We start from the raw sequence: 12,223 nt of genomic DNA on the forward strand, positions 1-12,223 counted from the left end.
GGATAGGGGGCCGATCAAACGGCCCGGCGCTAATGATCCAACAAATTCAGGCGAGACGACACTCAGGAGTAAACGGCGCGTGCACCTTGTGCCACGGCTGGCGAGTGATCCAGCGCATGTTGCCGCGCAACCTGTGCCTGGACCACGGCAACCGCATCGAGCACCTTCTGCGCCCAGTGCTCGTCCTGCGGATCGACTACGACCACGCGAAAGCCGTAGTCATGGCCTTCCATGCGCACACCTTCGGAATCATCGACGTGCAAGTCGATATCGAAAGCCGGCGGCAGCTTCGATGGCGAGTTCGATAAGCCACGGGCCGCCAGGGCTTCGTTATGCAAGACACTGTTGACCACGCCGTCGACGCGAATGCCGTACAGCAACAACCAGCGGCGAATGTAGGAAGGCGTGCGACCGGACGAGGTGTAGACCCAGATGCTGCAGCCCTGGCGACGCAACTCGCGGGTCAAGGCGCGAGTGCCGATGCGCAGCGGTTCAGTCAGCGAGCTGTGCAGACGCTCCGCCAGCCAGTTCGGCTCGACGTCGCTGTGCTCGGGTTGGCAGGCCAGGGTGTCATCGATATCGAAGGAAATGCGGATGCGCGGGGCCTTATCCGCTGCGCCAGGGACGGCACGCTGCATCGCTTCCCAGCCACGGGAGGCAGACATGCGGCATTTTTCGAGCAGTGGATAGCCGTTCATCAACGTCCCCCCTGAGAGATCGGCAAGGGCTTGTCCTTTAGAAAAAACGTCTTCGGATCAGGCGCCTGATCTTCCAGGAAAGCGGCGTACTTTTTCTTGATCTTGGGCAACTCGTACAACGCCTTGACTCCATGTTTGGCAGAATTTCGGATAACCGACGACGGGTTGAAGTAACCCATCGCGTTTTCCAGCGACAGCACGAACGGTGGCAGGCCGTCGCGCATCAGCAAATAGCTGACGATCAGCGAACCGCTGCGGTTGTTGCCCTCGATAAACAGTTGCGGCTTGCTGAGGATGCGCACGTAGACCCCCGCAGCGCGCTTCCACACTGATTCGCTGTGATGCTTGCAATACCAGGCGTGGAGATCCTTGATGCCACCCTCGACGTTGTTGAAGAAGTGCTCTTCGGTTGCCGTCAGGTGCTGGGCGAATTCCAGGCGGCGCGCCGGGTCGTTGCCGCAGAGCACGGTGGCGTTGATTTCCAGCATTAAGTCCAGGTGCTGCAGGTCGAACAGGTCAACGCCACGGGCCACATACTCGTCAACCAGGGCGTAGCCTGCGATCACATTTTCCAGCACCTCGTCGGTCATGGGATCGCGCTGCTCGGTGAAGTGCAGGCTCAACTCGTCGAAACGGGCCTGGACTTCACGCAGGGCGCGCTCAACCGCGACTAAATCAAGACGACGCTGGGTTGGCATTAGCTGAACTTGCCGCTGATGTAGTCGCTGGTCATTTGCTCGCGCGGATTGTCGAAAATCTGCGTGGTCGGGCCCATTTCCACCAGATAACCGGTGCGCGTACCCTGGGAAATATCAACCGAGAAGAACGCCGTGGTGTCGGCCACCCGAATCGCCTGCTGCATGTTGTGGGTGACCAGGGCGATGGTGTAGTCCTTCTTCAGCTCGACCATCAACTCTTCGACCCGGCGGGTAGCGATCGGGTCAAGCGCCGAGCATGGCTCATCGAGCAATAGCACTTCCGGCTCGGTAGCGATGGCGCGGGCAATGCACAGGCGTTGTTGCTGGCCGCCGGACAGCGACAGGCCGCTGACCTTGAGCTTGTCCTTGACTTCATCCCACAGCGCCGCGCCCTGCAGCGCGTGCTTGACGCGATCACCCAGGTCGCCCTTGTAGCGATTCAGGCGCAGGCCAAAGGCGACGTTGTCGAAAATGCTCATGGAGAACGGGTTGGGCTGCTGGAACACCATGCCGATGTAGCGGCGCACCACCACTGGGTCCACACCCTTGCCGTAGACATCCTGGCCGAGGAAGTGCACGTGGCCTTCAAAGCGGAAGCCTTTGACCAGATCGTTCATCCGGTTGAGGCTGCGCAGTACCGTACTCTTGCCGCAGCCGGAAGGTCCGATGAAACCGGTGATCTTGTTCTTTTCGATCGGCACATGGCTGTCACGGACCGCCAGGAAGTTACCGTAGAAAATTTTGTCCAGCTTGCAGTCCATGACCACAGGCGCCGGGGTAACGATAGGAGCGGCATTCAGTTGTGCAGTTGAAAGGTTCAAAATTCAGGTGCTCCCGTTCTCAATACTTGGGCTTGCCGAAAATACGGCTGACGATATTCACGACCAGTACGATCATTACCAGCACCAGCGAGGCCGCCCAGGCGAGCTCCAGCTGGTTGTCGAATGGCATGCCGGAGAAGTTGTAAATCAGCACGGCAAGGGATGCCGTTGGATTCATCACTGCCAGGTCGCCGTCGTGGAAGATCCAGTAGTTGCTGAACAGCGCGGTAAACAGCAGGGGGGCGGTTTCGCCGGCGGCACGTGCCACCGCGAGCATCACGCCGGTGAGGATCGCCGGCAGGCCGGTTGGCAGGACGATTTTCCAGATCACTTGCGAGCGGGTGCAGCCCATGCCGTAGGCCGCGTCCTTCATGATTTTGGGCACCATCTTCATCGACTCTTCGGCGGTCAGCACGACGATCGGCAGCATCAGCACCGCCAGCGCCACACCACCGGCCGGGGCCGAGTAGGTGCCGGTGGTCATCACCACCAGGGCATAGGCAAACACACCGGCCAGGATCGACGGCAGGCCCGTGAGCATTTTTGCGGCAAAGCGCGCGGCATTGGCCAGGCGGCTGTGCGGACCCAGCTCGGCCAGGAACACCGCCGCCATAATGCCCACCGGCACGGCGATGGCGGCGGCGATGCCGACCATGACGAACGTACCGGCCATGGCGTTACCGAAGCCGCCACCGGTTTCAAAACCGGTGGGTGGCAGCTCGGTGAAGACTTCCAGGCTCAGGCGCGCACCGCCACGGGTGATCAGCATGTACAGCACGGAGATCAGCGGCACGCTGGCCAGCAGCGCACCGGCCCAGACCAGGGTGGTCAGCACCAGACTGCGCAGGGCGCGGCCTTCGAACTTGCGCTGCAGGCTCGGCAGGGCGGCTACAGGGGTAGAGAGGTCCGTCATCATTTATTACCCCGCTGGGCGTAGAGCATGATCATCGAGCCGAGGACGTTCACCAGCAGGGTGATCATCATCAGCACCAGTGCGGCGTACATCAGCACTTCGATTTCGTTCGGCCCGGCTTCCGGGAAGTTCAGCGCCAGCAAGGCCGCGAGGGTGTTGGCCGGGGCGAACAGCGACAGGGAAATGTTGTTGGCATTGCCCACCAGCATGGCCAGGGCCATGGTTTCGCCCAGCGCCCGGCCCAAACCGAGAACCAGCGAGCCAAAGATGCCGGTAGCAGCAGAAGGCACCATGACCTTGAGAATCGCTTCCCAATGGGTGGTCCCCATGCCGTAAGCGGCCTGTTTGGTTTTCATCGGCACGGCGGTCAGGGCGTCCTGGGACACCGCGGCAATGGTCGGCAGGATCATGATGGCCAGCACCAGTGCTGCGGGAAGCAGTCCGGGGCCACTCAGTGATGTGCCGAAAAAAGGTACCCAACTGAGCTCGGTGTGCAACCAGGTGGTCAGCGGGCGGATCGCCGGAATGACCACGTAGATGCCCCACAGGCCGTAGACGACGCTGGGGATCGCGGCGAGCAATTCGACGATGGTGCGAAATACGGCGGCGAGTTTCGCCGGGAGGAAATCCTGGGTCAGGAAAATCGCCATGCTCACGCCGAAGAAGCCGGCGATCAGCAACGCGATAAAGGCGCTGTACAGCGTGCCCCAGATGGCCGGGAGGATGCCGTACTTGCCTTGGTTAACGTCCCAGACACTGCCAAAGAGCACGTCAAAGCCATGCTTTTCCATGCCCGGCAATGCCTTGCGACCGACTTCGAAGACCAGCGCGAAGACTAACGCCAGCACCAGCACCACACCGACGCGCGCGAACGCACGGAAGGTACGATCAACAAGGAAGTCTTTGGTCGAGGGCGGCTGGCAGGCGGAGTCCGGATTAACCGGTACGCTAAAGGGTCTGTTCATTGGCTGATTCCGGAACAAGAGAGGGGAAGCGCTCCCGGTGTGGCGGGTAGCGCACACCGAGAAGCCTCACGTGCCTTACTGAATGTTGGCGGAAGCTTTGCGAACCTGATCGATCACCGACGGCGGCAGCGGGATGTAACCCATCGAGTCGGCGATCTTCTGACCTTCGGTCAGGCTGTACTCGACCATGTCGCGCATGGCCTTGGCTTTGGCCGGGTTGCCGTTGTCCTTGCGGAAGATCATCCAGGTGTAGGAGGTGATCGGGTAGGACTTGGCACCGTCCGGATCCGGCAGCCAGGCCACCAGGTTCTCTGGCATTTTCACCGCGGCCAGTGCTTCGGCGCCGCTTTCGGCATTCGGCACTACGTACTGACCGGCCTTGTTCTGCAGTTGGGCGAAGTCAACCTTGGCCAACTTGGCGAAGCCGTACTCGATGTAGCCGACAGCACCCGGGGTCTGGCGCACGGTAGCGGTCACGCCATCGTTCTTCGGCGACTTGATGAATTTGTCGCTGGCCGGCCAGTTGACCGTGTTGCCTTCACCCAGAGTGGTGTTGAACTCGGTGTTGATGGCTGCCAAATGCTTGGTGAACACAGCGGTAGTACCGCTGGAGTCTGCACGCACGACCACGGTGATCGGCATGTCAGGCAGTTTCAGTTCCGGGTTGGCTGCAGCGATCTGTGGATCGTTCCACTTGGTGATCTTGCCCAGGAAGATGTTGGAGTACACCTCGCGTGGCAGCTTCAGGCCTTTAGGATTGCCTGGCAGGTTGTAGGCCAGAACGATTTCGCCGGCGGTCATCGGCAGCAACTGGGCGCCTTCGGCTACTTTGGCAATGTCTTCGTCTTTCATTGCCGAGTCGCTGGCGGCGAAGTCGACGGTCTTGTTCAGGAAGTCCTGTACACCTGCACCGCTGCCTTTGGATTGGTAGTCGACGGTGACGCCTTCGGTCTTCTTGCTGAAGTCCTTGAACCAGGTGAGGTAGATCGGCGCAGGGAAGCTGGCGCCGGAACCGGTCAGGCGAACATTATCGGCAGCGAATACGGAGCCGGCACAAAGAGTGGCTGTAACGGCGAGGGCAACGGACTTCATCAAGCTTTTCATCGAAAGGACTCCTTGTGATATCGGGCTCGCGCACTTTGCAGCAGTTTTGTTACGGTTTTATGAATGGCGTTTATGGCGCGGCGAAATGCCACCTTCGTAGAGACCTCGTAAGCCAGTCGCTAGCCGAGTCGTACGGCACTGTCCTACAGAAGAAGCGAAAATCATTGTCCTATCAGTAGGACGAACCATCACATTATTGCTGACTTATCACTGATTAATCGCATCTGTAGGATTGTCCCTACTTGATCGCCCAGTGGCGGTCCTCACTTGGAGATCCCACATGAAACTGCTGCACATCGATTCCAGCATCCTCGGCGACAACTCGGCCTCCCGTCAGTTGAGCCACGACGTGGTCCAGGCCTGGACTGCCACAGAACCTGAAGCTGTGGTCACCTACCGCGACCTGGCCAGCGATGCCATCAGCCACTTCAGTGCAGCGACCCTGGTGGCAGCGGGCACCAGTGCCGAGTTGCGCAACGCCGCGCAACAGCACGAAGCCGACCTCAGCGCCTCGACCCTGGCCGAATTCCTCGCCGCCGATGCCGTAGTGATCGCCGCGCCGATGTACAACTTTTCGATCCCGACTCAGCTCAAGGCCTGGATCGACCGTATCGCCGTCGCCGGCCAGACGTTCCGCTACACCGAAGCCGGTCCTGAAGGCCTGTGTGGCAACAAGAAAGTCGTGGTGGTGTCGACCGCCGGTGGCCTGCATCAAGACCAACCGACCGCTGTCGGCCATGAGGAGTACCTGAAAGTCATGCTCGGGTTTATCGGTATCACCGACATCGAGTTCGTCCGTGCCCACGGCTTGGCCTACGGTGATGACGTACGCAGCAAAGCCATGAGCGATGCGAAAGCCCGGATCAGCGAGCAGTTGTTCGTCGCTGCCTGAGCCTGCCGGTAAAAGGTTCAGCCGCAGCGGCTGTAACCACTGGACTCCGCGCCCGGATCGAGAGTAAAACGATTCGAGCGCGGAGTTTTTTCATGAGTGCCATTTTCACGCCATCCCGGACATTGGCCCGGCTTATGCAGCACTGGCGGATGGCACCGTTGTCATCTCGGCTGAACCCCGCGATTGTGGACACACGGTTAATCACTCGGGTATTACGCTGGGGCTTCCCATGTCACGTCTGTGGGCGTTGTTACTGTTCTGCCTACTCGGCAGCCTGAATTCGGTGCACGCCGCGCCCGCACCGCACCCGCACTGGAGTGTCGGCTACCACCACCTGAGCTTTCTTGACCCATTGGACCTGCAACCAATGGGGGCGATTGCCTTTTATCCCTCTACCGGTATCGAGCACTCGAGCACGCTTGAGGGCTATCAGGTCGAGGCCACGCAAGATGCGCGTGTCGCCATCGGCCGCTTCCCGATGCTGATGCTGTCCCACGGCAACACCGGCACGCCGCTCGCCCTGCATGACCTGGCCACCTCGCTGGCGCGCAAGGGTTTCGTGGTGGTGGCGGTAATTCACCCCGGCGACAATTCCACCGACCACAGCCGTCTTGGCACCTTGAGTAACCTTTACGGACGGCCGATCCAGATTTCCGAAGCCATCACCGCGACCCTCGCCGACCCGATGCTGGCGCCATTCGTCAATCCCGAGCAGGTCGGGGTGATCGGCTACTCCGCCGGCGGCGAAACTGCGCTGATTCTGTCTGGCGCCACCCCTGACCTGGACCGCTTGCGCCGCTACTGCCAGGAGCGCCCGGCCGATCACGACGCCTGCAATACCCAAGGCGAACTCATTGCCGACCGCGACGACCTGCAACCGGTGGCCGACCCCAGGGTTCATGCACTCATGCTCATGGCACCGCTGAGCCTGAAATTCGGCCGCCAGACCCTGTCCGGGGTCCACGTCCCGGTACTGCTCTACAGCGGCGACGGCGACCAACTGGTCGCCGTCGACAAAAACGCCGCCGCCTTGGCGCGCAAACTCCCCACCGCCCCCAACTTCAAACTCCTGGCCGGCGCCGGCCACTTCATCTTCATGGCCCCCTGCAACGAAGCCCAAACCCAAAGCATGCCGGCCCTGTGCACCGACCCCGACGGCGTCGACCGCGCCGACATCCACCGCAACCTCATCACCGAAGCCGGCCACTTCTTCACCCATGCCCTGGCACGACCAAGCCGGGCGGGGATGCAGACGGCGGATCAGTAGGAACAAGCCGACCGCCAGGTCGCTGTGCTTTGGCTCTTGATCTGGTTCTTGATCTTGATCCACCGGCCCCGTTACCGCAGGAATGGATGCGTACACGCTTAGGCCGCTATCGCCCGATGCAGCAAACACCCCCCAGCTTTTTCCTTGCCCCCAACTACATAAATCATCATTTCGCTAAATCCCCGCCCCGAACAGAATGCGCCCAACACCCCACCAACTTTCAGAAGTGCGCAGACATGACAGTTGAAAAAATCCAAATCGATACCCTCGTTGTCGGTGCCGGCCAGGCCGGCGTGGCCATGAGTGAGCACCTGGGCAAGCTCGGCGTGCCGCACCTGGTGGTGGAGCGCAAGCGCGTTGCCGAGGCCTGGCGCACGGCGCGCTGGGATTCGCTGGTGGCCAATGGTCCGGCCTGGCACGACCGGTTCCCGGGCATGGAATTTCCCGGCCTCGATCCGGATGCCTTCGCTTCGAAAGGGCAGGTGGCCGAGTACTTCGAAGCCTATGCGCGGAAAATCAACGCGCCGATTCGCACCGGGGTCGAGGTGCAAAACGTCCAGCGCAACGCCGCGCGTCCAGGCTTTACCGTGCAGACCAGCATTGGGGTGATCGAAGCCCGGCATCTGGTGGTGGCTACCGGGCCATTCCAGTGCCCGGTGATTCCGCCGATTGCTGGCGAAATCACCGGGGTCACGCAGATCCATTCAGCCCAATACCGCAACCCCGGGCAACTGGCCGACGGCGCGGTACTGGTGGTAGGTGCCGGTTCGTCGGGGGTGCAGATTGCCGATGAACTGCAGCGCGCCGGCAAGCAGGTGTATCTCTCGGTAGGTGCCCACGATCGCCCGCCGCGCAGCTATCGCAACCGCGATTTCTGCTGGTGGCTGGGTGTACTCGGCGACTGGGACGCCGAGGCCATGCAACCGGGCAAGGAACACGTGACCATCGCCGTCAGCGGTGCCCGTGGCGGCGAGACCATTGATTTCCGCCGGCTGGCCCAGCAGGGCATGACCCTGGTCGGCCTGACCCGCGCCATTGACGGCGGCGTGGTCCGCTTCGCGGAGAATCTGGCGGAGAACATCGCTCGCGGCGACGAAAACTACCTGGCGCTGCTCGACGCCGCCGATGCCTACATCGCCCGCAACGGCCTCGACCTGCCGCTGGAGCCGGAAGCGCGGCAGATGTTGCCCGATCCCGTGTGTGTGACCCAGCCGATCCTCGAGCTCGACCTGCACGCGGCTGGCGTCAGCACGATTATCTGGGCCACCGGATACTCGGTCGATTACAGCTGGCTGCAAGTCGATGCCTTCAAGGACAACGGCAAACCGCAGCACCAGCGTGGCGTGTCGAGCGAGCCGGGGGTCTACTTTGTCGGCCTGCCGTGGCAGTCACGCCGGGGTTCGGCCTTCATCTGGGGTGTCTGGCACGACGCCAAGCATATCGCCGATCACATCGTGAAGCAGCGCAGCTATCTGGCCTACCGCGATGCCGGACAACGCCAGGCCGACGCCGAGCAATCAATCATTTCACTGATTCAGCCTGCCAGCCTCATGGGAGTCCGTTGATGCCTACTCACACCCGCATCCGCATGTTCAATACCAAAGATACCTACCCCAACCAGACCCTGGACAACGACCTGTGCCAGGCGGTGCGCGCCGGCAACACGGTGTACGTGCGCGGTCAGGTCGGCACCGATTTCGACGGGCAACTGGTGGGTCTTGGTGACCCCCGGGCCCAGGCCGAACAGGCGATGCGCAACGTCAAGCAGTTGCTGGAGGAGGCGGGCAGCGACCTCAGTCATATCGTCAAGACCACCACTTACCTGATTGACCCGCGCTACCGCGAGCCGGTCTATCAGGAAGTCGGCAAGTGGCTCAAGGGCGTGTTCCCGATTTCCACCGGGCTGGTGGTCAGCGCCCTCGGACAGCCGCAGTGGCTGATGGAAATCGATGTGATCGCTGTCATCCCCGAATAAGGAGAGTGTCATGACCTTTTCCATCGTCGGCCGCTGTGCTGAAACCGGGCAACTGGGGATTGCGATCAGTTCCTCGAGCATCGCCGTCGGCGCCCGTTGCCCCTGGCTTCGAGCCGGGGTAGGGGCGGTGTCGAGCCAGAACATTACCCTGCCGGCGCTCGGTCCGCAGATCCTTGACGGCCTGGCTTCGGGTTCGGCGCCGGCCCAGGCGCTGGATCACGCACTCACGCGCAATGGCTACAGCCAGTACCGGCAGGTCGCGGTGATTGATGCCCAGGGCCGCACCGCGCTGTTCAGCGGCAGCCAGGCACTGGGCACCTACCATGCACTGGCTGGCGAGCAGTGTGTGGCGGCCGGCAATCTGCTGTCCGATCGTGCGGTGATCGAGGCCATGGTGGCGGCGTTCGAGCAAAGCGAAGGCTGTCTCGCCGCACGGCTGCTAAGCGCCTTGCAAGCCGGGCAAGCGGCCGGTGGCGAAGCCGGCAGTGTGCATTCGGCGGCGTTGTCGGTGGTCGAGGACCTGACCTGGCCAATCGTGGATTTGCGGGTCGATTGGGCCGACGAAGATCCCATCGGCCAGTTGGCTGAGCTGTGGCGCGCTTATCAGCCGCAACTGCAGGACTACTTGACCCGTGCCCTCAACCCGACCCTGGCACCCAGCTACGGGGTGCCCGGTGATGAGTGAGCTGCGCAGTCGCGCGCTGCTCGCAAAACTGGTTGGCTTCGCCACGGTCAGCCGTGATTCCAACCTGGGGCTGATCGAGTTCGTGGGTGACCACCTGCACAGCCTGGGCGTGGCGTGCGAGTTAATCTATAACCGCGAGCGGACCAAGGCCAATCTGCTCGCTTCGATTGGCCCGGCGGTAGCCGGCGGGGTGGTGTTGTCCGGGCACACCGACGTGGTGCCGGTGGACGGCCAGGCCTGGACGGTCGAGCCGTTTTGCCTGAGCGAGGCCGACGGCAAGTTGTTCGGCCGTGGTACCGCCGACATGAAAGGCTTCATTGCCTCGGTGTTGGCCGCTGTGCCCATGTTTCTCGCCGCCGACCTGCGTCGCCCGGTGCATCTGGCATTGTCCTATGACGAGGAGGTGGGGTGCCTGGGTGTGCGCAGTTTGCTCGAGATTTTGCCGCAGCGAATCGTCGCGCCGGCGCTGTGCCTGATTGGCGAGCCCACCGAACTCACGCCGGTGCTCGGGCACAAGGGCAAACTGGCGATGCGGTGCCATGTGCGCGGCGCTGCCTGTCATTCGGCCTACGCGCCTTCTGGGGTGAACGCCATCGCCCAGGCTGCGAGGCTGATTGGCCGGCTCGATGAGATTGGCGCCACCCTGGCCGAACCTTCGTTGCGCGACGAGCGATTCGACCCGGCGTATTCCACGGTGCAAGTCGGGGTGATAGAGGGCGGCACGGCGTTGAACATCGTGCCTGCCGATTGCCGTTTCGATTTTGAGATCCGCGCCTTGCCGGATTTTGCGCCGCAAGCGGTGGTCGACGAATTACAGCAGTACGCCCAAACCTCATTGTTGCCCGCGATGCAGGCCGTGCAGCCCGACACCTCGATTCAATTCGAGCCGCTGTCGGCCTATCCGGGCCTGGCGACTTCCGCCGATAGCCCGGCGGCGCGGCTGTTGGCTCAGCTATGTGGCAGTGATGCCTTCAGCACTGTGGCCTTTGGCACCGAGGGTGGGTTGTTTGACCAGGCAGGAATCCCGGCGGTGGTCTGTGGGCCCGGGAGTATGGAGCAGGGGCATAAGCCCGATGAATTTGTCAGTGTCGAGCAGATGGCCGCTTGTGATCGGTTGATGGATCGGCTGGCTGATTGGCTGTGTGAATGAGACCCGGCTTACCGGCGATGGCGGTCCATCAGACAGATTGCCATCGCGGGCAAGCCCGCTCCCACAGGGGATCGCGGTGATGCAACAAGAAATACCGCTTAATCCCCCAACGGCACCACCAGCGTCACCCAACTGTTCCAACCATCCGGCCGGTTCTGCGCGTCGAACTCGTAATAACCCTTGAGGTTGACGTACCACATATCCTTGCCAACCTTGAAAAAATGCCCGGCCTGGGGACCGATGGCGCTGACCCGGGATTTGAAATCACCGAGGGTCGCGCCGCTGCCACTGTCGCCGGTGACCTGATGGAACACATAGCCCACCAGCCCCAGTTGGGTCTGGTCGGTGATGAAGTGCGAGGCGCTGAGATCGAGGTGCGCGTCGATACCGTTCTGGTAATGGGTGTCGGAATTCTCCCAGTTGTAGGTCATACCCATGACCGCGGAGAACTCGTTTTTCTTGTCGAAATAGGTGTAGCCGCCACCGGCATCCAGCGCTGCGTGCCCCAGGCCGATGTTCACCAGGCGATCAGGATCGTAGGCGCCCACCGGCAGGTTGCCCATGCTGTAAACCATCAGGTTGTGCACGCCGTAGTTCCACTTCAGCGTGCCCAGGCCATACATGTCGCTGCCGCCCTTGAGCGCATCGTCGGTGCCGCCGGAGAAACCCCGTCCGGCGGGGCCGGTGCGGGTCAGGTCGACGCTGGCTTCACTGCGACCCACGGCAGCAATCACCGAGATCGCGGCCTGGGCACCGAGTAGCGGTTCGGCAAAGGTGTAGGTGGGGCTGGCGAACAACAGGTCAGCGCTGGCATCCAGGCCAAAGGTGGTGCGGCCGCCCCGTGGCGCGGCCTTGTTGCGGTCGTCGCTGGCACTGACGTGGTAATAGATCAGCGGCAGGCTCCAGCCCGGCGTGGTCGGCACTGCGGCAAGCGCACCGAATTGCCCGGGCAGCCAGAAGCTGATGCCTCCGTCATCCGCCAACGCGGGCATGCTTGCCAGCACAATCGCCAACGCTGGCAAGATCCTTGTATTTACTGTCATCGAGTCCTCGTT

The 12,223-nt window shown here is 61.9% G+C and carries 13 protein-coding genes; 6 read left to right on the plus strand and 7 right to left on the minus strand.

Going from position 1 to position 12,223, the window contains the following annotated elements; translation table 11 throughout:
* Window positions 1-62: 62 nt before the first annotated feature.
* From KW062_RS15130 to pstS, 6 genes are all read right to left on the minus strand, one after another.
* Window positions 63-698 (minus strand): hypothetical protein, encoded by a 636-nt coding sequence (locus tag KW062_RS15130; protein ID WP_371320084.1) that lies wholly within the window; start codon window positions 696-698, stop codon window positions 63-65.
* Window positions 698-1,396, minus strand: coding sequence for a hypothetical protein (locus tag KW062_RS15135; RefSeq protein ID WP_027620937.1), 699 nt, complete (start codon window positions 1,394-1,396; stop codon window positions 698-700). The genes KW062_RS15130 and KW062_RS15135 overlap by 1 nt, the downstream gene beginning before the upstream one ends.
* Window positions 1,396-2,157 (minus strand): phosphate ABC transporter ATP-binding protein PstB, encoded by a 762-nt coding sequence (pstB, locus tag KW062_RS15140; RefSeq protein ID WP_051550606.1) that lies wholly within the window; start codon window positions 2,155-2,157, stop codon window positions 1,396-1,398. The genes KW062_RS15135 and pstB overlap by 1 nt, the downstream gene beginning before the upstream one ends.
* Before the next feature lie 79 nt (window positions 2,158-2,236).
* The gene (pstA, locus tag KW062_RS15145; RefSeq protein ID WP_027620939.1) at window positions 2,237-3,130 is read right to left on the minus strand and encodes a phosphate ABC transporter permease PstA; all 894 of its coding nucleotides are present in this window, start codon (window positions 3,128-3,130) and stop codon (window positions 2,237-2,239) included.
* Window positions 3,130-4,095: a phosphate ABC transporter permease subunit PstC gene (gene pstC, locus KW062_RS15150; RefSeq protein ID WP_027620940.1), complete on the minus strand. Its 966-nt coding sequence runs from the start codon at window positions 4,093-4,095 to the stop codon at window positions 3,130-3,132. The genes pstA and pstC overlap by 1 nt, the downstream gene beginning before the upstream one ends.
* 75 nt (window positions 4,096-4,170) lie before the next feature.
* Window positions 4,171-5,199: a phosphate ABC transporter substrate-binding protein PstS gene (gene pstS, locus KW062_RS15155; protein WP_105754169.1), complete on the minus strand. Its 1,029-nt coding sequence runs from the start codon at window positions 5,197-5,199 to the stop codon at window positions 4,171-4,173.
* A 280-nt stretch (window positions 5,200-5,479) separates the two neighbouring features.
* Between pstS and KW062_RS15160 the strand changes: the two genes are divergently transcribed.
* From KW062_RS15160 to argE, 6 genes are all read left to right on the plus strand, one after another.
* Window positions 5,480-6,091, plus strand: coding sequence for an FMN-dependent NADH-azoreductase (locus tag KW062_RS15160; RefSeq protein WP_105754170.1), 612 nt, complete (start codon window positions 5,480-5,482; stop codon window positions 6,089-6,091).
* A gap of 229 nt (window positions 6,092-6,320) precedes the next feature.
* Window positions 6,321-7,358, plus strand: a complete 1,038-nt coding sequence (locus KW062_RS15165) for an alpha/beta hydrolase family protein (RefSeq protein WP_027620943.1) — start codon at window positions 6,321-6,323, stop codon at window positions 7,356-7,358.
* A gap of 236 nt (window positions 7,359-7,594) precedes the next feature.
* Window positions 7,595-8,923 carry a flavin-containing monooxygenase gene (locus KW062_RS15170; RefSeq protein ID WP_105754171.1) on the plus strand — a complete coding sequence of 443 codons (1,329 nt, stop codon included), beginning with the start codon at window positions 7,595-7,597 and terminating at the stop codon, window positions 8,921-8,923.
* Window positions 8,923-9,333, plus strand: a complete 411-nt coding sequence (locus KW062_RS15175) for a RidA family protein (protein ID WP_003182257.1) — start codon at window positions 8,923-8,925, stop codon at window positions 9,331-9,333. Before KW062_RS15170 ends, KW062_RS15175 begins: the two co-directional genes overlap by 1 nt.
* A 10-nt stretch (window positions 9,334-9,343) precedes the next feature.
* Complete coding sequence (locus KW062_RS15180) at window positions 9,344-10,018, plus strand: DUF1028 domain-containing protein (protein ID WP_027620945.1); 675 nt, start codon at window positions 9,344-9,346, stop codon at window positions 10,016-10,018.
* Complete coding sequence (argE, locus tag KW062_RS15185; RefSeq protein ID WP_105754172.1) at window positions 10,011-11,168, plus strand: acetylornithine deacetylase; 1,158 nt, start codon at window positions 10,011-10,013, stop codon at window positions 11,166-11,168. Before KW062_RS15180 ends, argE begins: the two co-directional genes overlap by 8 nt.
* A gap of 98 nt (window positions 11,169-11,266) precedes the next feature.
* On the opposite strand, the gene KW062_RS15190 is transcribed toward argE, so the two are convergent.
* Window positions 11,267-12,211, minus strand: coding sequence for a SphA family protein (locus tag KW062_RS15190; protein ID WP_105754173.1), 945 nt, complete (start codon window positions 12,209-12,211; stop codon window positions 11,267-11,269).
* Between the last annotated feature and the right edge of the window lie 12 nt (window positions 12,212-12,223).

The sequence above is a fragment of the Pseudomonas fluorescens genome (genome assembly GCF_019212185.1).
GTDB lineage: Bacteria > Pseudomonadota > Gammaproteobacteria > Pseudomonadales > Pseudomonadaceae > Aquipseudomonas.

Coding starts and splice junctions, on each gene's coding strand:
- pstB (WP_051550606.1), bottom strand. CDS start 2,157: ATGGACTGCAAGCTGGACAAAATTTTCTACGGTAACTTCCTGGCGGTC.
- KW062_RS15160 (WP_105754170.1), top strand. CDS start 5,480: ATGAAACTGCTGCACATCGATTCCAGCATCCTCGGCGACAACTCGGCC.
- KW062_RS15175 (WP_003182257.1), top strand. CDS start 8,923: ATGCCTACTCACACCCGCATCCGCATGTTCAATACCAAAGATACCTAC.
- argE (WP_105754172.1), top strand. CDS start 10,011: ATGAGTGAGCTGCGCAGTCGCGCGCTGCTCGCAAAACTGGTTGGCTTC.
- KW062_RS15165 (WP_027620943.1), top strand. CDS start 6,321: ATGTCACGTCTGTGGGCGTTGTTACTGTTCTGCCTACTCGGCAGCCTG.
- KW062_RS15190 (WP_105754173.1), bottom strand. CDS start 12,211: ATGACAGTAAATACAAGGATCTTGCCAGCGTTGGCGATTGTGCTGGCA.
- KW062_RS15180 (WP_027620945.1), top strand. CDS start 9,344: ATGACCTTTTCCATCGTCGGCCGCTGTGCTGAAACCGGGCAACTGGGG.
- KW062_RS15170 (WP_105754171.1), top strand. CDS start 7,595: ATGACAGTTGAAAAAATCCAAATCGATACCCTCGTTGTCGGTGCCGGC.
- pstC (WP_027620940.1), bottom strand. CDS start 4,095: ATGAACAGACCCTTTAGCGTACCGGTTAATCCGGACTCCGCCTGCCAG.
- pstA (WP_027620939.1), bottom strand. CDS start 3,130: ATGACGGACCTCTCTACCCCTGTAGCCGCCCTGCCGAGCCTGCAGCGC.
- pstS (WP_105754169.1), bottom strand. CDS start 5,199: ATGAAAAGCTTGATGAAGTCCGTTGCCCTCGCCGTTACAGCCACTCTT.
- KW062_RS15135 (WP_027620937.1), bottom strand. CDS start 1,396: ATGCCAACCCAGCGTCGTCTTGATTTAGTCGCGGTTGAGCGCGCCCTG.
- KW062_RS15130 (WP_371320084.1), bottom strand. CDS start 698: ATGAACGGCTATCCACTGCTCGAAAAATGCCGCATGTCTGCCTCCCGT.